We start from the raw sequence: 21,937 nt of genomic DNA, 5'->3' as shown, positions 1-21,937 counted from the left end.
AATCAGCCCGCCACCAGCACCCGGATCGCTTCCAGACGCAGGGCGGCCTTTTCCAGCATGGCCAGGCCCTGTTCGCGCTGTTTGCGCAAGGCCACCAACTCGCTGTCACGAACCGTCGGGTTGACTGCCTGCAACGCGGTCAGGCGCGCCAGTTCTTCCTCGGTGTCGGCTGCCAGGCGGCGTTGCGCCTCGGCCACGCGCTCGGCGTGACGCGGTGCGACCTTGGCTTCGCCAGCGTTGATCTTCGGTGCCAGCTGGTCGCGCTGGGCCTGGATGAACTTGTTGGCGCTGGCCTTGGGCACGCTTTCCAACTGGTCGTTCAGGGTCTCGAAGGCCACCCGTGGCGACAGGTCGTTGCCGTTGGCATCCAGCAGGCAGCGCAGGGCGGCCGGTGGCAGGTAGCGGCCCAGTTGCAACGAGCGTGGAGCGACCACTTCACTGACGTACAGCAGCTCAAGCAGCACGGTGCCGGGTTTCAGCGCCTTGTTCTTGATCAGCGCCACGGCGGTGTTGCCCATGGAACCGGACAGCACCAGGTCCATGCCGCCCTGCACCATCGGGTGTTCCCAGGTGATGAACTGCATGTCCTCGCGGGACAGCGCCTGGTTGCGGTCGTAAGTGATGGTCACGCCTTCGTCGTCGCCCAGGGGGAAGCTGGCGTCGAGCATCTTCTCGCTGGGCTTGAGGATCAGGGCGTTTTCCGAGTGGTCTTCGCTGTCGATACCGAAGGCGTCGAACAGGGTTTCCATGTAGATCGGCAGGGCGAACTGGTCGTCTTGCTCAAGAATCGCCTCGACCAGCGCATCGCCTTCGCCGGCACCGCCGGAGTTGAGCTCCAGCAGGCGGTCGCGGCCGGTGTGCAGTTCGGCTTCCAGGCGCTCGCGTTCGCCACGGGCTTCGTCGATCAGCGCTTGCCACTCGCCGTCGTCGGCATTTTCCAGCAGCGGCAGCAGGCGCGGGCCGAACTGGTGCTGCAGGGCGTTGCCGGTCGGGCAGGTGTTGAGGAAGGCATTCAGGGCTTCGTGGTACCACTGGAACAGGCGCTCTTGCGGGCTGGTTTCCAGGTACGGCACGTGCAATTCGATCACGTGTTTCTGGCCGATCCGGTCCAGACGGCCGATCCGCTGTTCCAGCAGGTCCGGGTGCGATGGCAGATCGAACAGCACCAGGTGGTGGGCGAACTGGAAGTTGCGGCCTTCACTGCCGATTTCCGAGCAGATCAGCACCTGGGCGCCGAACTCTTCGTCGGCGAAGTAGGCCGCCGCGCGGTCGCGTTCGAGAATGTTCATGCCTTCGTGGAACACCGTGGCCGGGATCCCGGAGCGCACGCGCAGGGCGTCTTCCAGGTCCATGGCGGTTTCCGCGTGGGCGCAGATCACCAGGACCTTGGTGCGCTTGAGCATTTTCAGCTGGTCGATCAGCCATTCGACCCGCGGGTCGAATTTCCACCAGCGCTGTTCTTCGTCGCTGGCCTCGGGCAGCGCCTGGAAGCTGACTTCCGGGTACAGCTCGGCGTGTTCGCCCAGCGGCAGTTCCAGGTATTCGTCCGGGCACGGCAGCGGGTAGGCATGCAGCTTGCGCTCCGGGAAACCCTGCACGGCGGCGCGGGTGTTGCGAAACAGCACGCGGCCGGTGCCGTGGCGGTCCAGCAGCTCACGCACCAGGCGCGCGCTGGCTTCGCTGTCGCCGTCGTTGACCGCGGCCAGCAGGGCTTCGCCTTCGTTGCCGAGGAAGCCGTGGATGGTCTTGTGCGCTTCGGCAGACAGGCGGCCTTTGTCCAGCAGCTCCTGCACGGCTTCGGCCACCGGGCGGTAGTTTTCGCTCTCGGCGCGGAACGCCGCGAGGTCGTGGAAACGGTTCGGGTCCAGCAGGCGCAAACGGGCGAAGTGGCTGTCCTGGCCCAGTTGTTCCGGGGTTGCGGTCAACAGCAGCACGCCGGGGATGGTTTCGGCCAGTTGTTCCACCAGGGCGTATTCCGGGCTGACCTGATCTTCGTGCCACACCAGGTGGTGGGCTTCGTCGACGACCATCAGGTCCCAACCGGCGGCGAACAGCGCGTCCTGGGCCTTCTCGTCGTCCACCAGCCATTCCAGGGCCACCAGGGCCAGCTGGGTGTCTTCGAACGGGTTGCTGGCATCGCTTTCGATGAAACGCTCTTCGTCGAACAGCGCCACTTGCAGGTTGAAGCGCCGGCGCATTTCCACCAGCCACTGGTGCTGGAGGTTTTCCGGCACCAGGATCAGCACCCGGCTGGCGCGACCCGAGAGCAGTTGGCGATGGATCACCAGGCCGGCCTCGATGGTCTTGCCCAGGCCCACTTCGTCCGCCAGCAGGACCCGCGGCGCGATGCGATCGGCCACTTCACGGGCAATGTGCAGCTGGTGGGCGATGGGTTGGGCGCGCACGCCACCCAGGCCCCAGAGCGAGGATTGCAGCTGGCGGCTGGTGTGTTCCAGGGTGTGGTAGCGCAGGGAGAACCAGGCCAGCGGATCGATCTGCCCGGCGAACAGACGGTCGCTGGCCAGACGGAACTGGATGAAGTTCGACAGTTGGGTTTCCGGCAGGGTGACGGCTTCGTTCTGCCCATTGAGGCCGTGGTAGACCAGCAGGCCGTCGACATCGTCGACTTCCTGTACGGTCATTTTCCAGCCTTCGAAGTGGGTGATGCTGTCACCTGGAGAGAACCTCACGCGAGTGAGGGGCGCATTCCGTAGCGCATACTGGCGGGTGTCGCCAGTGGCCGGATAGAGCACGGTCAGCAAGCGACCGTCCTGTGCCAGAACGGTGCCTAAACCCAGCTCGGCTTCGCTGTCACTAATCCAGCGTTGCCCCGGTTGATACTGCTGCGCCATGCTGCCTGACTCCCGCTTTGAAAAAGCCGACTATCTTAACGGAACGACGCTTCCAGTCCAAAGAACTCTGATAAAAACGCCTGGATTAAAAGGTAGCGTACGGCGTGCATTCGTCGGGTGGCAGGGCACTATCGGCTGACGACTGGGTCACACTTTTGCGACCGATGGCTCAAGTCGCCCATGCCGCAGCCGACAGCCTGCCGACAGGAGAACCATAATATGTTGCCACCGATGCTCCCCTTGAGTGCCGTGCCCATCACCGCCCAGCAGGATCCGGTCCGCCAGCGACCGGACATTCCACCTGTGGTGCCGGTGCAGGAAAGCTCCAACGAAAGCACCATCGACCTGCAAAAGCGCGACCCCGAGGAGTCCGCCCTGCTGCTGCGCGAGGAGCAACGACGCCAGCAACAGAAGCAGCGGCGTGAGCGTGAGGCCGAGGAAGACCCGGAGCAGCACCTGGCGGTGCCCGGTGACGAATTGAACGCCGACAACACCGTGCCGGTGGCGCCGCTGATTGAAGACGCCCCGCGCCAAGGCCTGTGGGTGGATGTCGAAGTCTAGGACCGCTTGGCTTGCGCCAGTTCCGCGAGGGCCTGCAACAGGCGCTCGATTTCCTCTTCTGTATTGAAATAACTCACCGCGATCCGGGCAATGTCACCGAGGCCCCGGGCCTGCATGTCCAGCGGTGTGTAGTGAATGCCATTGGCGCCAATGTTGATGTCGCGGCGCGCCAGCTCCTCCTTCAGCGTCAGCCCGTCCCAGCCTTCGAGGGTGAAGGCGATCAAGGCCGATTGCTGCCCTGGGCGGCCCAGGTCCCGGAGTTGCACGCCGGGCAAACGCTCCAGCCCCCGGCGTACGCGGTCGCTCAGCATCCGGATCCGCTGGGCGATGGCATCAATGCCAATGTGCTCCAGTTCCTGCAGGGCATTGGCCAGCCCGGCCAGCAGCACCATCGACACTTCACTGGTTTCAAAGCGTCGGGCATCGTTGCGCAGGGCGAAGCCCTGGCCGTCCCAGGGGGCCGACAAGACGTCCCGTGGCAGCGGGTTGAGCTGTTCGAGGAAGCCTGGCCGTATATAGAGCAGGGCCGTGCCCCGAGGGCCGCGCAGGTATTTGCGCCCGGCGGCCTTGAGCACATCGCAGCCCAGCGCCTGCACGTCACAAGGCATCTGGCCCACAGCCTGGGCGGCGTCGATGAAATAGGGGATGCGCCATTGGCGCGCCAGCTGGCCGATGGCGGCTGCCGGGTTGATCAGCCCGCCGTTGGCCGGCAGCCAGGTCAGGGCGATCAGCCGCACCCGGGTGTCGAGCATGGATTGCAGCGCCTCGACTGAAACCGCGCCCTGGCTGTCGCAGGGAATCACCTCCAGCCGCACGCCGGCCGCCAGGGCCGGGGCCATGCAGGCCAGGTTGCCGGCCCATTCCTGGCGCCCCACGAGGATCCGGTCTCCCGGTTGCCAGGCGGGCAGGGCGTGGAAAGCCATGCTCCAGGCCGCCGAGCCGCTGCTGGCAAAGGCAATCGCTTGCGGGCAGGTGTTGAGCACACGGGCCGCGGCTTGCCGCGCTTGTTCTTGCCACTGCGCGCCATGGCGGGCGGCTTCCATCGGCCCGCTGTGCGCTTCGCGTTGCAGTTGCCCCAGCATGGCGTCCAGGGTGCCCTGGCTGGGCAATGAAGCCCCAGCATGATTGAAATGGCAGACCCGGGCACACCCCGGCGTGGCGGCCCGCAACCGGGAGATCTGCTCCAGGCCCAGGGGCTTCACGGCTTGAGCTCGAAAATCCCGTCGACCTCCACCGCGACACCGGCGGGCAGGCTGGCGACGCCCACCGAGGTGCGGGCATGCCGGCCCTTCTCGCCCAAGGCATTGACCAGCAGGTTGGAGGCCCCATTGGCGACCTGGCCATGGTGCTTGAAGTCGGCGCTGGCGGCGATGAACACCCCCAGCCGACTGATGCGTTGCAGCCGTGACAGGTCATCACCCAGGGCCGCCGACAGTTGCGCCAGCAGGGCCAGAGCCGCCAGTTCTGCGGCCTGGGCGCCTTGCTCGACGCTGAGGTTGTCACCGAGCCGGCCAAGCAACTGCGGATGCTCCTCGGCCGACGGCGTCTGCCCGGAGATGAACAGCAGGTTCTGGCTGCGGGCATGGTTGACGTAGTTGGCGATCGGCTGGCTGGGGCGCGGCAGTTCAAGACCCAGTTGTTGCACTCGTTGCTGCAGAGAGTCGCTCATGGCAAGTCCTCGAATGAAAGGCTTGCAGCATCGGTGTTCGCTCCTGGGGCGACAAACGGATAGTTCTAATCCGACGTATCTGAATTTCTCATGTGTCGCGGCCCTGTTCCATTAGCCCCTGCTCCATTAACCAACGTGCAAAACACTCGGCTGACGGATTGGCTGCGCCTTCGGCGGTCACCAGCCAGTAGCCGATGTCAGGGCTGCGCAGGGAGGGCAGGTCGAAGGCATCCACCAGGCTACCTTGGGCGAGGTGGCGCCGGATCAACTGACGGCGGCCCATGGCGATGCCTTGGCCGGCCACGGCCGCTTCCACCACGATGTTGTAGTCGTGGAGCATGACGCTGGGGTGGGTGCCGAGGTCGAGCCTGTTCTGCCTGCTCCAGTCGTCCCACTCAAAGGGCCGGTGGGAACGGGCCATCAGCAAGGTGCCATTGGCCAGGGCGCGGGCCTTGAACTCCGGGCTGCACACCGGCGACAGCTGTTCGGCGAGAAAGCGCCTGGCCTCGACCTTGGGCCAGTTGCCCTTGCCGTAGCGAATGGCCAGGTCGACCTCGGCCCCGGTCACATCCGCCAGGTCGATTGCCGGTTGCAGCTCCAGCTGGATCTCCGGGTGACGGCGGCTGAAGTCCGCCAGGCGCGGGGCCAGCCACAAGGTGGCGAAGGACGCCAGCAGGCCAACGCGCAGCACCCGAGGCGGCTCCGCGGCCAGCAGTGACCGGGTGGCTGCGGCGATCTGCTCCAGGGCCGGCTGGATCTGCTGGTAATAGGTGGCGCCAGCGGTGCTCAGGTCGATGGCGCGGGTGCGCCGCACAAACAGTGGCTGGCCCAGGTGCTGTTCGAGCTTGTGCACTTGATGGCTGATCGCGCTCTGGCTGACACACAGCTCCCGGGCCGCCTTGCTGAAACTCAGGTGGCGGGCCACGGCCTCGAAGGCGCGCAGGGCCAGTAGGGGGGGCAGGTGCTGGGGCGTTTGCACATCCGCTTTCCTGTGGGTGGGGGCGGCCATTGTGCGGATAAAAAATCTTTCCGGCAGCGACTTTATTGCATTCGCGTTGGTCTGATCACTGGTCAGGTGCGGCGCCGCGTCGCATTATTGGCACATTCGCCAAGGCCGCCCCGGGTTCCAGACCGTGCGGTCGATATTGACTTCGAGTGATGCAAGCCAAGCCATGAATCAAGACGACAAACTGATCGACCTGACTGCCGAGCGCGCCAAGCGCGTGCATGACCTCAATGAAAAGCGCCTGAATGAAGTGCGTCAGGCATTCGAACAGGCCATGCCGTTGGGCAAAGCCAAGAAAAAGCCGAAAAACAAACCGAAAAAGCGCTGAATTGGGCGTTTTCTGTTGATACAGGTCAGTTATTCCCCCTTCCTCGCGCCCAGTCATGGGCGACATTGACCCCGGTCAATTTTCCCCGCCGCCTCTTTGGTTAACTTAGCCCCATCGCAACAGGGCAAGAGCAGGAGGCCAGTCATGTTTTTCGACAATGTGGTGATCGCCGGAGTGCTGACTGTCGGCCTCATGGTTCTGTTTTTCGCAGGGTTTGGATTCTTTATCTGGAAAGACGCGAATAAGCGCAAGAAGCCTTAAGTCTTTCCAGGGCAACGAGCACGCAAGGCATTTTGGGCAACTTCGGTTGCCCTTTTTTTTGCCTGTCGAAACGTTCAGGGCATAAAAAAAGGTGCGTCCCGAGGGGCGCACCTTTTTTCTTGGCAACTGGGGGGTCAGGTTCCCAGGATCTTCGAGGCCGCCCAGAACAGGCTGGCGGACAAGGCCACGGTCGCTGGCAGGGTCAGGACCCAGGCCAGGAGGATGGTTTTCACCGTACCGCCTTGCAGGCCGCTCTTGTTGGCGACCATGGTCCCGGCGACGCCGGAGGAGAGTACGTGGGTGGTGGAGACCGGCAGGCTGAAGATGTTCGCCAGGCCGATCAGGCCCGCCGCGGTAATCTGCGCCGACATGCCTTGGGCATAGGTCATGCCTTGCTTGCCGATCTTCTCGCCGATGGTCAGTACCACGCGCTTCCAGCCGATCATGGTGCCCAGGCCCAGGGCCAGAGCGACGGCCAGGATCACCCAGAATGGTGCGTACTCGGTGGTGGCGGTCAGGTCCTTGCGCAGCTTGTCCAGGTCGGCCTTTTCACGGGCAGTGATGTCTGGCAGCTTGCCGACTTTCTTCGCCGTGTCGTCCAGGCAGAGCAGGTAGCGACGTACCTCAATGCGGCTTTCCGGCGACAGCGAATGGTAGTCGGAAACCCCCTTGAGGCTGCTCAGCAGGGCATTGATGGTCGGCTCGGTCTGTTGCGGGTTGCAACGGAATTTGCCCGGCAGGTCGTCTTTCACGCTTTTGCCCAGGGCCAGGAACTCGCCCAGGGACTCGTGATTGCGCTGATAGAACTGGCTCAGGTGCAGGGTCGCGTCGCGGGTTCGTTCGATCTGGTAGGTGGTGCTGTTGAGGTCCATCACGAACTGCGCAGGCACGATACCAATGAGCACCAGCATGATCAGGCCGATGCCTTTCTGGCCATCGTTGGAGCCGTGGACGAAGCTCACGGCCATGGCCGAGATCACCAGCACCAGGCGGTTCCAGAACGGCGGATGCTTCTTGTCATCGACCTTGCGGCGCTGTTCCGGGGTCTTGTGCATCTTCGAGATCGGACGCCACCACTTCAGGCCGATCAATACCAGCGCTGCAATAATGAAGCCCGCCATCGGCGAGAACACCAGGGAAGCGCCGATATCGATTGCCTTCTGCCAGTTCACGCCATCGCCCAGGGGAATGTCGTTGAGCAGGGCATTGGCCAGGCCGACGCCGAGGATCGAGCCGATCAGGGTGTGGGAGCTGGAGGCGGGAATACCGAAGTACCAGGTGCCCAGGTTCCAGGTGATGGCCGCGGCCAGCAACGAGAAGACCATGGCCAGGCCGTGGCCGGTGTTGACGTTGATCAGCAGCTCGACCGGCAGCAGGTGGACGATGGCATAGGCTACGCCGACCCCGCCCAGCAGCACGCCGAGGAAATTGAACACACCGGAAAAGAACACGGCCAGGTGCGGCGGCATGGCCTTGGTGTAGATAACAGTGGCAACCGCATTTGCGGTGTCATGAAAGCCGTTGATGAACTCGTAGGCGAGGACAAAAGCCAGGGCGAGCAAGAGGCTCACAAGCACCCAAGCATCCAGTCCGCTGAATAAATCGATCATGAAGGTTTTCTGACCCGGTCATAAGGGGGCGCGATTATGCCAGAAAACCCTGCTAATCAATGCACAAGGTGCTCACCGGTAACATTCTTCAACGAAAAAACTGACCGAGAGCAGAGATTTCGCTGATTCCTGTCAGGCGCTGCAAGTCATTGAGTTTATTGGGGGAAAGCCGCCAATCCGGTGGCTTGGCCACTGAAAACGGGGGGTTAAAACGCTTGTATGAAATTTCAAGCAAAGGGCCTGCCCGGTCGCCTTTCTCGCTGCGGGTGGGCGAGGTGGCAATGGGCTCGGGGTTGCGAGCATCAATGGTCTGCCTGGCCGCCAGGGTGAGCGGGCGGGCAAGTAGAGCAAGCCCTGAATGAGTCAGGCCGGGAGCATCATGGTTGTTCGGCCTTGAGCTCTTTTTCCATCTTTTGCAGCTCTTGAGTGAATGCCTGATCGCGAATACTTGCGCGTTTGCGCCACGGTTTGCGTTCGGGTTCAGGCTGGGCGGCATAGCGGGTGATCTCGCCGCCGTAAACTTCCTTGTAACGTTGTTCCTGGCGCTCAAGTTCCGCGCGCAGTTCGTCTTTCGTCACAGTGTTACCTAATTGAGTGAAGGTCCAATCCGGTGCAACGCATTGCTGGCGGGCATCTACGCAGAGGTGGAGTCATTGCTTGTCTGGCCTTGACTTCGACTCTCTCATGCGTGCCGTTAATTGCATGCGGCCACGTCACCGGATGAAAACGACTGTCGTAGCAACAGTGTTGTTTATTGCAAGCGGGTTGGCCGAATCTGGTTTTGGGTCAAGCGCTTGCGGCAGGTGACTGATTACTGCTTGAAGTCACCCGGCTGAGGGGCATGTGCAACTGATTCCACATTCCCGTTCCGGCAGTATAGCCACGGCGAAGAATAACTCTACGGGCGACAAGTTTAAAACGACCAACTTTATTGTGAGCGATTTGTGACACAAAAGTTCTAATCATTTCCTACGCGAGGAGTGCCGCATTCTTACTCCGCTGGCGTAAATCTATATGGGGTGACTCTGTTGTTAAGGCAAGTGGACGATTGCAAAACACCCCGGATAAACCAGCCTTCGATGGGTGATTATCAGCCTGACTTTTTGTACTAGAGGCTCGGGCCAACAACTGACAGTGCCCGGCATGCCGGATTGCGATTATCGGTCGACGGTTCGATAATCGCACAATGTTGCCGGGCCCAGCTTGTGCTGCTTCGCCAATACGGCTTGTAATACGGAAGAATTTCGTCGCAGAGAACCTGAAATGAACGATCAGATGCGTAATTCCTTTACCTCAGTGGCCCCGCCGATCGTGGCATCCGCGGCGAAGAGGATTCAGGCGTTGACCGGTGACCCGGATTTCATGACCTCTCTGGCCCGAGGCCTGGCAGTGGTGCAGGCGTTCCAGGAGCGCAAGCGGCATCTGACCATTGCCCAGATCAGTCACCGCACGGAAATTCCACGGGCCGCGGTACGCCGTTGCCTGCACACCCTGATCAAGCTGGGTTACGCCACCACCGACGGGCGTACCTATTCGCTGCTGCCCAAGGTGCTGACCCTGGGTCATGCCTACTTGTCCTCGACTCCGCTGGCGGTGTCCGCCCAGCCCTACCTGGACCGCATGAGCGAGCAACTGCACGAAGCCTGCAACATGGCCACCCTGGAAGGCGACGACATTCTCTACATTGCCCGCTCCGCCACTACCCAGCGGCTGATTTCGGTCGACCTGTCGGTGGGGGGGCGCTTGCCCGCCTATTGCACCTCCATGGGGCGGATTCTGCTGGCCGCGCTGGATGACTCGTCGCTGCACGAATACCTCGAACATGCGGACCTGCAAGCCAAGACCAGCCGCACCCTGCATACCCCCGAGGCCTTGCTGGAGTGCCTGCAGCAAGTTCGCCAGCAGGGTTGGTGCATCGTCGATCAGGAACTGGAGCAGGGCCTGCGTTCCATCGCGGTGCCGGTGTACGACGCATCGGGCCAGGTGCTGGCGGCACTGAACGTCAGCACCCACGCCGGACGGGTCAGCCGCGCCGAGCTGGAGCAACGTTTCCTTCCTGGATTGTTGAGCGCCAGCCGCGACCTCAGTGCCCAGCTGTTTGCTTAAGCTGTTCGATAAACGCACAGATACGCCTTTGGCGAATTGACGCTGTTTCCCCTGGCTCATTAATGTCGCGGCAGCGTCATCGGCGGCAAGCTGGCACCTTTGCCCGTCGCTGATGGCCCGCCCAATAATAAAGAAGAGGCCAACACTCATGAGCACGCTTTCCCTGCGTCGTTGCCGCGACCGTTCCTGCCGCCCCGCTCGAATCGCCTGATACCCCCACTTCCTTATGTGACCTGATCAGTTCTGGCGGCCTGTGCTCGCCTGCGTTTTAGCGTGGAAATAACAACAATGAACCAACCCCAATCCGCTGTAGGGAACTGCCTTGATGTGCAGTCCTTCATCAATGCCCAGCCGCTGTCCCGTTATCAGTGGCGCGTGGTGGTCCTGTGTTTCCTGATTGTCTTCCTTGATGGCCTGGACACCGCCGCCATGGGCTTTATCGCTCCGGCGCTGTCCCAGGACTGGGGCATCGACCGCGCCAGCCTCGGGCCGGTGATGAGCGCTGCATTGATCGGCATGGTCTTCGGCGCCCTGGGCTCCGGGCCCCTGGCCGACCGTTTCGGGCGCAAGGTGGTGCTGGTGGGGGCGGTGCTGCTGTTCGGTGCCTTCAGCCTGGCATCGGCCTACAGCAGCAACGTCGACCAGTTGCTGGTCCTGCGCTTTCTCACCGGCCTGGGGTTGGGGGCGGGCATGCCCAACGCCACCACGCTGCTGTCGGAATACACCCCCGAGCGCCACAAATCGTTGCTGGTGACCAGCATGTTCTGCGGTTTCAACCTGGGCATGGCCGGCGGTGGCTTCATTTCCGCCAAGCTGATCCCGGCCTTCGGCTGGCACAGCCTGCTGCTGATTGGCGGAGTTCTGCCGTTGATCCTGGCCCTGGTGCTGGTGGTCTGGTTGCCGGAGTCGGCGCGTTACCTGGTGGTGCGCAATCGCGGCACCGACAAGGTGCGCAAGACCCTGGCGCCGATCGCCCCGGCCATCGTCGGCGAAGCCGGCAGTTTCAGTGTGCCCGAGCAGAAGACGGTGAAGGCGCGCAACGTGTTCGCGGTGATCTTCTCCGGTACTTACAGCGTGGGCACTTTGCTGCTGTGGCTGACCTATTTCATGGGCCTGGTGATCGTCTACCTGCTGACCAGCTGGTTACCGACCCTGATGCGTGACAGCGGCGCGAGCATGGAACAGGCAGCCTTTATCGGCGCCCTGTTCCAGTTTGGCGGGGTGCTCAGCGCCGTAGCCGTGGGCTGGGCCATGGACCGTTTCAATCCGCACAAGGTGATCGGCTGTTTCTACCTGCTGGCCGGGGTCTTTGCCTACGCCGTGGGTCAGAGCCTGGGCAACATCACCTTGCTCGCCACCCTGGTGCTGATTGCCGGCATGTGCGTCAACGGCGCGCAATCGGCGATGCCGTCCCTGGCGGCGCGTTTCTACCCGACCCAGGGGCGGGCCACCGGGGTGTCCTGGATGCTCGGCATCGGCCGTTTCGGCGCGATCCTTGGCGCCTGGATGGGGGCGACCCTGCTGGGCCTGGGCTGGAACTTCGAACAGGTACTGACCGCCCTGGTGATTCCAGCGGCGTTGGCCACCACCGCCGTGGTGATCAAGGGCATGGTCAGCCATGCAGACGCGACCTGACGGCATCTTGCCCTGTAGCCGCTGCCCCAGGGCCCGCTGCTCCTGAAGGCCCACCGCAAGGTCGCAACTTGCGGTGGCGGTCACAACCGGCTGCCAGGGTTGTTGCGAGGTGGGAGAGCAGTAATCGATAGCCACGCAACAATGCGTTCGATAATCGAACGCTCAGTCGATTATCGGATTGTTTGGGGTTTGGCTCCCGCTTAATCTTCAGTCACTGCGGCGCGCCCAGAGCGCCTTTTTCTCCAGTCGCTGAATAACAATCGGGAGACCCCATCCATGGCTGAAATCCTTTCGCTGCACGACGCGGTGAAGCAATTCGTCAACGACGGCGACACCGTCGCGCTCGAAGGCTTCACCCATCTGATTCCTACGGCCGCAGGTCATGAAATCATCCGCCAGGGCAAGAAAGACCTGACCCTGGTGCGCATGACCCCTGACCTGATCTACGACCAGTTGATCGGTGCCGGTTGCGCTCGCAAGCTGATTTTTTCCTGGGGTGGCAACCCGGGCGTGGGTTCCCTGCATCGCCTGCGCGATGCCGTGGAAAAACAGTGGCCACAGCCGCTGGAGATCGAGGAACACAGCCACGCCGACCTGGCCAACGCCTATGTCGCCGGCGCCTCGGGCCTGCCATTCGCGGTACTGCGTGCCTACGCAGGCTCCGACCTGCCCAAGGTCAACCCGCTGATCAAGACCGTGACCTGTCCCTTCACCGGTGAAGTGCTGGCGGCGGTGCCTTCGGTACGCCCCGATGTCACGGTGATTCACGCGCAGAAAGCCGACCGCAAGGGCAACGTGCTGCTGTGGGGGATTCTGGGGGTGCAGAAAGAAGCGGCCCTGGCGGCCAAGCGCTGCATCGTCACCGTCGAGGAAATCGTCGACGACCTGAACGCCCCGATGAACGCCTGCGTGCTGCCGACCTGGGCCCTGAGCGCGGTCTGCCATGTGCCGGGTGGCGCCCATCCGTCCTACGCCCACGGCTACTCCGAGCGTGACAACCGCTTCTACCAGGCCTGGGACCCGATCGCCCGCGACCGTGAGACCTTCACCGCCTGGATCAACGAATACATCCGCGGCAGTGCCGACTTCAGCGAATTCCAGGCCAAGCTGGCCGCAGCTTCGGAGGCCCAGTAATGACCTACTCCACCAATGAAATGATGACCGTGGCCGCGGCCCGTCGCCTGCAGAACGGCTCGGTGTGCTTCGTCGGCATCGGCCTGCCCTCCAAGGCCGCCAACCTGGCGCGCCTGACCTCGTCGCCGGACGTGGTGCTGATCTACGAATCCGGCCCGATCGGCGCCAAGCCCAGCGTGTTGCCGCTGTCCATCGGTGACGGCGAACTGGCGGAAACCGCCGATACCGTGGTGCCTACCGGTGAAATCTTCCGCTACTGGCTGCAGGGCGGGCGCATCGACGTCGGCTTCCTCGGCGCCGCCCAGGTCGACCGTTTCGGCAATATCAACACCACCGTGGTCGGTGATTACCACCGGCCCAAGGTCCGCCTGCCGGGCGCTGGCGGTGCTCCGGAAATCGCCGGTTCGGCCAAGAGCGTGCTGATCATCCTCAAGCAGTCCTCGCGCTCCTTTGTCGACAAGCTGGACTTCATCACCTCCGTCGGCCACGGCGAGGGCGGCGACTCGCGCAAGCGCCTGGGCCTGCCCGGCGCCGGTCCGGTGGGGATCATCACCGACCTGTGCATCATGGAGCCGGAAGCCGGCACCCACGAATTCATCGTCACCTCGCTGCACCCGGGCGTGACCCGCGAGCAGGTGGTGGCCGCCACTGGCTGGGCGATCCGCTTTGCCGAGCACGTGGCCGAGACTGCGGCACCCACCGAAGTCGAACTGACCGCCCTGCGTGACCTGGAAGCGCGCACCGCCGCGGCTCATGGCCAAGCACCTGGAGAAGCCTGATGCGTGACGTATTTATCTGCGATGCCATTCGTACCCCCATCGGCCGCTTTGGCGGCGGCCTTTCGGCCGTCCGTGCCGATGACCTGGCGGCGGTGCCGATCAAGGCCCTGATGGAGCGCAACCCGGGCGTGGACTGGAACGCGGTGGACGAGGTGTTCCTCGGCTGCGCCAACCAGGCCGGCGAGGACAACCGCAACGTGGCGCGCATGGCGCTGCTGCTGGCGGGCCTGCCGGACAGCGTGCCCGGCGTCACCCTCAACCGCCTCTGCGCCTCGGGCCTGGATGCCATTGGCACGGCGTTCCGCGCCATTGCCAGCGGCGAGATGGAGCTGGCGATTGCCGGCGGCGTCGAGTCCATGTCCCGCGCGCCTTTTGTCATGGGCAAGGCCGACAGCGCCTTCTCGCGCAACATGAAGCTGGAAGACACCACCATCGGCTGGCGTTTCATCAACCCGTTGATGAAGGCCCAGTACGGCGTGGATGCCATGCCGCAGACCGCCGATAACGTGGCGGACGACTATAAGGTGTCCCGCGCCGACCAGGACGCCTTCGCCCTGCGCAGCCAGCAACGCACCGCCGCGGCCCAGGCCGCCGGTTTCTTCGCCGAGGAAATCGTCCCGGTGCGCATCGCCCACAAGAAGGGCGAGACAGTGGTTGATCAGGACGAACATCCGCGTGCCGACACCACCCTGGAAACCCTGGGCAAGCTCAAGCCGGTCAACGGCCCGGACAAGACCGTCACCGCCGGCAACGCCTCCGGGGTCAACGACGGCGCCGCGGCGCTGATCCTGGCGTCGGCCGAAGCGGTCAAGAAACACGGCCTGACCCCGCGCGCGCGGGTGTTGGGCATGGCCAGCGCCGGGGTGGCGCCGCGAGTGATGGGCATTGGCCCGGTGCCGGCGGTGCGCAAGTTGATCGAACGCCTGGGCGTGGCGGTCAGCGATTTCGACGTGATCGAGCTCAACGAAGCCTTTGCCAGCCAGGGCCTGGCGGTGCTGCGCGAACTGGGCCTGGCGGACGATGCACCACAGGTCAACCCCAATGGCGGCGCGATTGCCCTGGGCCACCCACTGGGCATGAGCGGTGCGCGCCTGGTGCTGACAGCCCTGCATCAGTTGGAAAAGAGCGGCGGTAAAAAAGGCCTGGCCACCATGTGCGTAGGTGTCGGCCAAGGGCTGGCGCTGGCCATCGAGCGCGTCTGACTGCCTGCCTTATATAAGAAGAGAACGAGGAACCACCATGAGTGACAAGCCCGGTTACCGGCGCCCGCAAGCGGGCACTCAGCCTGATTACCTGCACCCGGCCTACCAGTCGACCAACACCCGCTCGCCGTCCAAGCCGCTGGTGTTCCTGCCCCATTCGCTGTCGGAAATCACCGGCCCGAGCATCGGCGCCGAATCGATCCAGGAGCGCGACAACGACCTGACAGCGCAGCACGAAGGCCAGCCCCAGGGCGAGCGGATCATCATCCACGGCCGGGTGCTGGACGAGAACGGCCTGCCGGTGCCGGGCATCCTGGTGGAGATCTGGCAGGCCAACGCCGCCGGTCGCTATAACCACGACCGCGACCTGCACGATGCGCCGCTGGACCCGAACTTCACCGGCACCGGGCGCACCGTGACCGATGCCGACGGCTGGTACCAGTTCCAGACCATCAAGCCCGGCGCCTACCCCTGGGGCAACCACCACAATGCCTGGCGTCCGGCGCATATCCATTTTTCGCTGTTTGGCCCGAGCATCCTTACCCGCCTGGTGACCCAGATGTATTTCCCCGGCGACCCGCTGCTGGCATATGACCCGATCTACAACTGCGTGCCGGACACCCGTGCCAAGGAACGCCTGATCGCCAGCTTCGACCTGGAGAAAACCATTCCTTCCTATGCCCTCGGTTACCGTTGGGACATTGTCCTGCGCGGCCGCGATGCCACGCCGATGGAGAAATGACATGAGCCTGACCGCGACTACCTCCCATACCGTCGGCCCCTACTACCACATCGGCCTGACCTGGCTGAACCGCGAGGACCTGACCGAAGAAGGCACCCTGGGGGAACGGGTGGCAATCACCGGCCAGGTGGTGGACGGCAACGGCAACTTCGTCAACGACGCCATGCTGGAAGTCTGGCAAGCCAACGCCGCGGGCAAGTACCGCCACGGCGAGGACGAGCAGGCCAAACCCCTGGACCCGCACTTCCAGGGTTTTGGCCGGGTGCCAGTGGACGCCGAAGGGCGCTTTCGCTTCACCACCATCAAGCCGGGCACCGTGCCGGGCCTCAAGGGCACGACCCAGGCGCCGCACCTGGTGGTGCTGGTGTTCGCCCGTGGCCTGGTCAAGCACCTGCTGACCCGCATCTACTTCGACGGCGAGCCGGCCAACGCCGCCGACCCGTTGCTGGCCTGCGTCCCCGAGGAGCGTCGCAGCACCTTGCTGGCCAAGGCCGATGCCGACGGTCGCTATCAGTGGAACGTGATCCTCCAGGGTACTGACGCCGAAACTGTGTTCTTCGACTACTGACCGGGAGCGCCGCTGCCGTCATGGCAGCGGTGACAGGGAACGGGAATGTTGCCAAGTGTGTCTAGACTCACACTGTCCCCCACGAGTGAAAAACCATGACTACAACGACCAGTCACTACACCGGAGAGGAACGCAGCAAAAGGATCTTTGCCATTGTCGGTGCCTCCTCCGGCAACCTGGTGGAATGGTTCGACTTCTACGTCTATGCCTTTTGCGCCATCTACTTCGCCCCGGCCTTTTTCCCCTCTGACGATCCCACGGTGCAGTTGCTCAACACCGCCGGGGTGTTCGCCGCCGGCTTCCTGATGCGGCCCATTGGCGGCTGGCTGTTTGGCCGGGTCGCCGACCGCCATGGTCGCAAGAACTCGATGATGATCTCGGTGCTGATGATGTGCGCCGGCTCGCTGGTCATCGCCTTTTTGCCGACCTACGCCAGCATCGGTGCCTGGGCGCCGTTCCTGCTGTTGGTGGCGCGGTTGTTCCAGGGCCTGTCGGTCGGTGGGGAATATGGCACCACCGCCACCTACATGAGTGAAGTGGCGCTCAAGGGCCAGCGCGGTTTCTTCGCCTCCTTCCAGTACGTGACCCTGATCGGCGGGCAACTGCTGGCGGTGTCGGTGCTGGTGATCCTCCAGCAGTTCCTCGATGAGGCCGAGCTCAAGGCCTGGGGCTGGCGCATTCCTTTCGTGATCGGTGCCATTGCCGCGGTGATCTCGCTGCTGCTGCGTCGTTCGCTGAAAGAAACCACCAGCAAGGAAATGCGCGAGGACAAGGACGCCGGCAGCATTGCCGCGCTGTTCAAGAACCATTCGGCGGCCTTTATCACCGTGCTTGGCTACACCGCCGGCGGCTCGCTGATTTTCTACACCTTCACCACCTACATGCAGAAGTACCTGGTGAACACCGCGGGCATGCACGCCAAGACCGCCAGCTACATCATGACCGGCGCGCTGTTCCTCTACATGTGCATGCAGCCCTTGTTCGGCATGCTGGCGGACAAGATCGGCCGGCGCAGTTCGATGCTTTGGTTCGGTGCCCTGGGTACGCTGTTTACCGTGCCGATCCTGTTGACCCTGAAGACCGTCACCAGTCCGTTCCTGGCTTTCGTGCTCATTACCCTGGCCTTGGCCATCGTCAGTTTCTACACCTCCATCAGCGGCCTGGTGAAGGCAGAGATGTTCCCGCCGCAAGTGCGCGCGCTGGGGGTGGGCTTGGCTTATGCGGTGGCCAATGCGATCTTCGGTGGCTCGGCGGAATGGGTGGCCCTGAATTTCAAGAACATGGGCATGGAAAACACCTTCTACTGGTACGTCACGGTGATGATGGCGATTGCCTTCCTGTTCAGCCTGCGCCTGCCGAAACAGGCGGCCTACCTGCACCACGATCTTTGACCTGTGTGCCTGCGCCCGACTCGGGCGCAGGCTTGCTAAGGACTGTTTATGACCCTGACTGCGAGCAACCAGTTGTTCGATGCCTACTTTACTGCCCGGGAAATGCGCGGAGTGTTCTGCGATCAGGGGCGGGTCCAGGCGATGCTCGATTTCGAAGCGGCCCTGGCTCGGGCCCAGGCCCGGGTCGGGGTGATTCCCGCCAGTGCGGTGGCGTCCATCGAGGCGGCCTGCCACGCCGCGCTGTATGACTTCCAGGTGCTGGGCGAAGCGATTGCGACGGCCGGCAATTCGGCGATTCCCCTGGTCAAGGCCCTGGGCAAGCAGATTGCCCGCAACGATGGCGAGGCCGAACGCTTTGTGCACCTGGGGGCCACCAGCCAGGACGTGATGGACAGCGGGCTGGTGCTGCAACTGCGCCGTGCCGTGCACCTGCTGGAGCAGGACCTGGAGCGCCTGGGCGGGATCCTCGCGGTCCAGGCCAAGCGTTTTGCCGCGACCCCGATGGCCGGCCGCACCTGGCTGCAACATGCCACGCCGGTCACCCTGGGGATGAAGATCGCCGGTTGGCTGGGGGCGCTGACCCGCAGCCGCGAGCGCCTGCAGCAGCTCAAGCCGCGTCTGTTGGTGCTGCAGTTCGGCGGTGCCTCAGGGACCCTGGCGGCCCTGGGCGAGCAGGCGCTGCCGATTGCCCAGGCCCTGGCCGAGGAATTACACCTGAGCCTGCCGGAGCAACCCTGGCACACCCAGCGCGACCGCCTGGTGGAGTTCGCCTCGGTACTGGGCCTGCTGGCCGGCAGCCTGGGCAAGCTGGGGCGCGATATCAGCCTGTTGATGCAGACCGAGGCGGCGGAAGTCTTTGAGCCTTCGGCGCCGGGCAAGGGCGGTTCGTCGACCATGCCGCACAAGCGCAACCCGGTCGGCGCGGCGGTGCTGATCAGCGCCGCGACCCGGGTTCCGGGGCTGCTGGCGACGATGTTCGCCGCCATGCCCCAGGAGCACGAGCGCAGCCTGGGCCTGTGGCACGCCGAATGGGAAACCTTGCCGGAGATCTGCTGCCTGGTGTCCGGCGCCCTGCAACAAGCCTTGCTGGTGGCCGAGGGCCTGGAAGTCGACAGTGCGCGGATGGCGCAGAACCTCGACCTGACCCAGGGCCTGGTGCTGGCCGAAGCGGTGAGCATTGCCCTGGCCCAGCGCCTGGGACGGGAGCGCGCTCACCATCTGCTGGAACAATGCTGCAAGCGCGCGGTGGCCGAACAGCGGCATCTGCGCGCGGTGTTGGGGGATGAACCCCAGGTCACGGCCGAGCTGTCGGCGGCGGACCTGGATCGTCTGTTGGATCCGGCGCATTACCTGGGCCAGGCGCAGGCCTGGGTCGAGCGCGCCGTGGCTGAACATTTTGCCTTGAAGGCCTGAAGGAGACTGCTGTGGGATTCGTGAAACTCGCCGAGGGCGATCTGCACTATCAACTTGAAGGACCAGAGGGCGCACCCGTGCTGGTGCTGTCCAACTCCCTGGGCACCGATCTGCACATGTGGGACAAGCAGATCGCGGCCTTCACCCGGCATTTCCGGGTGCTGCGCATGGATACCCGTGGCCATGGCCGTTCTCTGGTCACCGAGGGCCCCTATAGCATCGAACAACTGGGCCACGACGTCGTCGCGCTGCTGGATGCCCTGGATATCCAGCGCGCGCATTTCTGTGGCCTGTCCATGGGCGGGCTGATCGGCCAGTGGCTGGGGATCAACGCCGGCGAGCGCCTGCACAAGCTGGTGGTGTGCAACACCGCGGCGAAGATCGGCGAGCCCTCTGTCTGGAACCCGCGGATCGAGACCGTGCTGCGTGACGGCCAGGCAGCCATGGTGGCACTGCGTGACGCCTCCATCGCCCGCTGGTTCACCGCCGATTTTGCCGAAGCCCACCCGGACCAGGCCAAGCTGATCACCGACATGCTTGCCGCCACCTCGCCACAAGGCTACGCGGCCAACTGCGCGGCGGTGCGCGATGCGGATTTCCGCGAGCAACTGGGCGCGATCCAGGTGCCGACCCTGGTGATCGCCGGTACTGAAGACGCCGTGACACCGCCCAGCGGCGGGCACTTCATCCAGCAGCACGTGGCGGGCGCCGAGTACGCCGAGTTCTATGCCGCGCACCTGTCCAACGTCCAGGCCGGCGACGCGTTCAGCGCCCGTGTCGTGGAATTCCTGCTGGCCTGAGCACCGAATCGAGGAGCCCTTTGTGGACGAGAAACAACGTTATGACGAAGGCATGCAGGTCCGCCGCGCGGTGTTGGGCGATGCCCATGTCGACCGCAGCCTGAATGCCCTGAACGAGTTCAACTCGGAATTCCAGGAAATGATCACCCGCCATGCCTGGGGTGATATCTGGACCCGTCCGGGCCTGCCGCGGCACACCCGCAGCCTGATCACCATCGCCATGCTGATCGGCATGAACCGCAACGAAGAACTCAAGCTGCACCTGCGGGCTGCCGCCAACAACGGCGTGAGCCGTGGCGAGATCAAGGAAGTGATCATGCAGAGCGCGATCTACTGCGGCATTCCAGCGGCCAATGCCACCTTCCACCTGGCCGAATCGGTATGGGACGAACTGGGCACCGAATCGCGCCTGTAACCCGTTCCGTGGCCCAACAAAAAGGCCAGCCCGATCACCGGGCTGGCCTTTTTGTTGGGCGTTGCCGCGTTACAGCAGGCTCAACGGATAGCTGACGATCAACCGGTTTTCATCAAACTCGTTGTTGCTGAAATCCCGGCGCATGGTGGAGTTGCGCCATTTCAGGTTGAGGTTCTTCAACGTGCCGCTCTGCACGGTGTAGGCCACTTCGCTTTCCCGGCCCCATTCCTTGCCGTCGCTGACGGTGGCGGTGTGCACGTTGCTGCCGCTGATGTAGCGGTTCATCAGGGTCAGGCCTGGAACCCCCAGGGCGGCAAAGTTGTAGTCATGGCGGACCTGCCAGGATTTCTCCTTGGCGTTGTCGTAGCTGGCGTTGTAGCTGTCGTTGGCCAGGGTCCCGCCGCTGGTGCCATTGACTCGCATCCAGGCGCTGTCGCCGGTGAGTTTCTGCAGGCCGACATAGAAGGTGTTGCCGCCGTACTTGGCCGAGAACAGGCCGGACCAGGTGCGGTTTTCCAGGTCGCCGGCGCGGGCGCTGCCGTCTTCCTTGCCATAGAAGAAGCCCAGGTTGGCGCCCAGGGTCCAGTCGCCCAGAGGCTGGCTGTGGGTCAGGTTGACGAACTGCTGGCTGTAGATGTCCTTGAGCTGGGCGTTCCACAGGGCGACCTGGGTGCGTTTGTCATTGAAGGTGTATTCGGCGCCCTGGAAGTTGAAGCGATCCGAGGTGAAGGCCGCTTTGCCGAACATCGTCATGTCGCTCATGCTGCTGTCGTCGCGCGGGCTGTTGGCGCGGAACTGGCCGCCGTAGAGCGTCAGGCCAGCGATTTCCTTGGAGGTGATCTGGCCGCCGCGGAAGGTTTGCGGCAGCGAGCGGCCGTCATCCGAACGCAGGATCGGCAACACCGGCATCCACTCGCCGACCTTGACCTCGGTCTGCGACAAGCGTGCCTTGAACGCCACTCCCAGGCGCCCGAAGTTGTCCGCCGGGCGGCCGTCGTGATCCAGGGGCAGCAACTGAGTGCCGCCGGTGCCCTTGCCGCCGTCGAGCTTGAGCGAGTACAGGCCCAGCACGTCCATGCCGAAGCCGACGGTGCCCTGGGTAAAGCCCGACTTGGCGTCGAGAATGAAGCTCTGGGACCATTCCTCGGCCTTGCCCTGGGCCTTGGTGGGGTTGGTGAAGTTACGGTTCAAGTAGAAGTTGCGCAGGTTGAGGCTGGCCTGGGCATCTTCGAGAAAGCCCGACTCCGCGGCCATTACCGGCAGGGCGGCGCTGGTCAGCGCCAAGGCCAGAAGGCTGGGCAGAAGGTAGTGGGATGGGGTCATTGGCTTCATTCGTCGGTCTCTCTAATTGTTAGGGGTGCAGCTGGCCAGTACCGTGCAAAGGCATGGGCACAGGTTTCGGGGAAGCAAGGTGGAGCCGGGGGGTGTCAGCCGGAGCGGGCAGGGCGTGGGGGCATGGCATCGG

General features: G+C 63.7%; 21 protein-coding genes. 14 read left to right on the top strand and 7 right to left on the bottom strand.

Annotated elements, in window-relative coordinates; translation table 11 throughout:
* Window positions 1-2: 2 nt before the first annotated feature.
* Window positions 3-2,852 (bottom strand): RNA polymerase-associated protein RapA, encoded by a 2,850-nt coding sequence (gene rapA, locus LXM55_RS05835; RefSeq protein ID WP_233319499.1) that lies wholly within the window; start codon window positions 2,850-2,852, stop codon window positions 3-5.
* A gap of 219 nt (window positions 2,853-3,071) precedes the next feature.
* Between rapA and LXM55_RS05830 the strand changes: the two genes are divergently transcribed.
* Complete coding sequence (locus tag LXM55_RS05830; RefSeq protein WP_233319498.1) at window positions 3,072-3,413, top strand: aspartate-semialdehyde dehydrogenase; 342 nt, start codon at window positions 3,072-3,074, stop codon at window positions 3,411-3,413.
* Here LXM55_RS05830 and LXM55_RS05825 read toward each other — a convergent pair.
* The 3 genes from LXM55_RS05825 to LXM55_RS05815 all read right to left on the bottom strand — a co-directional run bounded on the left by LXM55_RS05825 (window position 3,410) and on the right by LXM55_RS05815 (window position 6,061).
* Window positions 3,410-4,606 (bottom strand): aminotransferase class V-fold PLP-dependent enzyme, encoded by a 1,197-nt coding sequence (locus LXM55_RS05825; RefSeq protein ID WP_233319950.1) that lies wholly within the window; start codon window positions 4,604-4,606, stop codon window positions 3,410-3,412. The two genes, LXM55_RS05830 and LXM55_RS05825, sit on opposite strands and share 4 nt — an antisense overlap.
* A 5-nt stretch (window positions 4,607-4,611) precedes the next feature.
* Window positions 4,612-5,082 carry a RidA family protein gene (locus tag LXM55_RS05820; protein WP_233319496.1) on the bottom strand — a complete coding sequence of 157 codons (471 nt, stop codon included), beginning with the start codon at window positions 5,080-5,082 and terminating at the stop codon, window positions 4,612-4,614.
* Window positions 5,083-5,170: 88 nt separating this feature from the next.
* Entirely contained in the window at window positions 5,171-6,061 is an 891-nt protein-coding gene (locus LXM55_RS05815; RefSeq protein WP_233319494.1) for a LysR substrate-binding domain-containing protein, read from the bottom strand.
* 193 nt (window positions 6,062-6,254) lie between these two features.
* Between LXM55_RS05815 and LXM55_RS05810 the strand changes: the two genes are divergently transcribed.
* Together LXM55_RS05810 and ccoM are read left to right on the top strand one after the other, a co-directional pair.
* Window positions 6,255-6,416, top strand: a complete 162-nt coding sequence (locus LXM55_RS05810) for a hypothetical protein (protein WP_092320233.1) — start codon at window positions 6,255-6,257, stop codon at window positions 6,414-6,416.
* A gap of 144 nt (window positions 6,417-6,560) precedes the next feature.
* Window positions 6,561-6,677, top strand: coding sequence for a cytochrome c oxidase subunit CcoM (ccoM, locus tag LXM55_RS32505; protein ID WP_015634423.1), 117 nt, complete (start codon window positions 6,561-6,563; stop codon window positions 6,675-6,677).
* Between the two features lie 134 nt (window positions 6,678-6,811).
* On the opposite strand, the gene LXM55_RS05805 is transcribed toward ccoM, so the two are convergent.
* A complete protein-coding gene (locus LXM55_RS05805; protein WP_233319493.1) occupies window positions 6,812-8,287 on the bottom strand; it encodes an inorganic phosphate transporter in 1,476 nt (491 codons plus the stop codon).
* Window positions 8,288-8,664: 377 nt separating this feature from the next.
* Window positions 8,665-8,865 carry a hypothetical protein gene (locus LXM55_RS05800; RefSeq protein ID WP_102861491.1) on the bottom strand — a complete coding sequence of 67 codons (201 nt, stop codon included), beginning with the start codon at window positions 8,863-8,865 and terminating at the stop codon, window positions 8,665-8,667.
* Window positions 8,866-9,550: 685 nt separating this feature from the next.
* On the opposite strand from LXM55_RS05800, the gene pcaR reads away from it, so the two are divergent.
* The 11 genes from pcaR to pcaC all read left to right on the top strand — a co-directional run bounded on the left by pcaR (window position 9,551) and on the right by pcaC (window position 20,472).
* Entirely contained in the window at window positions 9,551-10,393 is an 843-nt protein-coding gene (gene pcaR / locus LXM55_RS05795; protein WP_016962563.1) for a pca regulon transcriptional regulator PcaR, read from the top strand.
* A gap of 288 nt (window positions 10,394-10,681) precedes the next feature.
* On the top strand, window positions 10,682-12,028 hold the full coding sequence (locus LXM55_RS05790) for an MFS transporter (protein WP_233319491.1): 1,347 nt from the start codon (window positions 10,682-10,684) through the stop codon (window positions 12,026-12,028).
* Between the two features lie 276 nt (window positions 12,029-12,304).
* Complete coding sequence (locus LXM55_RS05785; protein WP_047284229.1) at window positions 12,305-13,162, top strand: CoA transferase subunit A; 858 nt, start codon at window positions 12,305-12,307, stop codon at window positions 13,160-13,162.
* Window positions 13,162-13,941: a CoA-transferase subunit beta gene (locus LXM55_RS05780; RefSeq protein ID WP_233319489.1), complete on the top strand. Its 780-nt coding sequence runs from the start codon at window positions 13,162-13,164 to the stop codon at window positions 13,939-13,941. Before LXM55_RS05785 ends, LXM55_RS05780 begins: the two co-directional genes overlap by 1 nt.
* Window positions 13,938-15,143, top strand: coding sequence for a 3-oxoadipyl-CoA thiolase (gene pcaF, locus LXM55_RS05775; RefSeq protein WP_233319949.1), 1,206 nt, complete (start codon window positions 13,938-13,940; stop codon window positions 15,141-15,143). The genes LXM55_RS05780 and pcaF overlap by 4 nt, the downstream gene beginning before the upstream one ends.
* A gap of 37 nt (window positions 15,144-15,180) precedes the next feature.
* Window positions 15,181-15,885 carry a protocatechuate 3,4-dioxygenase subunit beta gene (gene pcaH, locus LXM55_RS05770; RefSeq protein ID WP_233319488.1) on the top strand — a complete coding sequence of 235 codons (705 nt, stop codon included), beginning with the start codon at window positions 15,181-15,183 and terminating at the stop codon, window positions 15,883-15,885.
* 1 nt (window position 15,886) lies between these two features.
* Window positions 15,887-16,453 carry a protocatechuate 3,4-dioxygenase subunit alpha gene (pcaG, locus tag LXM55_RS05765; protein ID WP_233319486.1) on the top strand — a complete coding sequence of 189 codons (567 nt, stop codon included), beginning with the start codon at window positions 15,887-15,889 and terminating at the stop codon, window positions 16,451-16,453.
* Window positions 16,454-16,548: 95 nt separating this feature from the next.
* Window positions 16,549-17,844 (top strand): MFS family transporter, encoded by a 1,296-nt coding sequence (locus tag LXM55_RS05760; protein ID WP_233319484.1) that lies wholly within the window; start codon window positions 16,549-16,551, stop codon window positions 17,842-17,844.
* A gap of 48 nt (window positions 17,845-17,892) precedes the next feature.
* Window positions 17,893-19,257 (top strand): 3-carboxy-cis,cis-muconate cycloisomerase, encoded by a 1,365-nt coding sequence (locus tag LXM55_RS05755; protein WP_233319482.1) that lies wholly within the window; start codon window positions 17,893-17,895, stop codon window positions 19,255-19,257.
* Window positions 19,258-19,268: 11 nt separating this feature from the next.
* A complete protein-coding gene (pcaD, locus tag LXM55_RS05750) occupies window positions 19,269-20,057 on the top strand; it encodes a 3-oxoadipate enol-lactonase (protein ID WP_233319480.1) in 789 nt (262 codons plus the stop codon).
* A gap of 22 nt (window positions 20,058-20,079) precedes the next feature.
* Window positions 20,080-20,472 carry a 4-carboxymuconolactone decarboxylase gene (gene pcaC / locus LXM55_RS05745; RefSeq protein WP_016965122.1) on the top strand — a complete coding sequence of 131 codons (393 nt, stop codon included), beginning with the start codon at window positions 20,080-20,082 and terminating at the stop codon, window positions 20,470-20,472.
* 69 nt (window positions 20,473-20,541) lie between these two features.
* Here the strand turns inward: pcaC and LXM55_RS05740 are convergent, their stop codons facing one another.
* Window positions 20,542-21,804, bottom strand: coding sequence for an OprD family porin (locus LXM55_RS05740; RefSeq protein WP_442799739.1), 1,263 nt, complete (start codon window positions 21,802-21,804; stop codon window positions 20,542-20,544).
* Window positions 21,805-21,937: the final 133 nt, after the last annotated feature.

Origin of the sequence: Pseudomonas sp. Au-Pse12, from assembly GCF_021341665.1 — a bacterium.
In the GTDB taxonomy this organism is placed as follows: domain Bacteria; phylum Pseudomonadota; class Gammaproteobacteria; order Pseudomonadales; family Pseudomonadaceae; genus Aquipseudomonas.
This window is presented reverse-complemented; position numbering and strand designations above follow the sequence as displayed.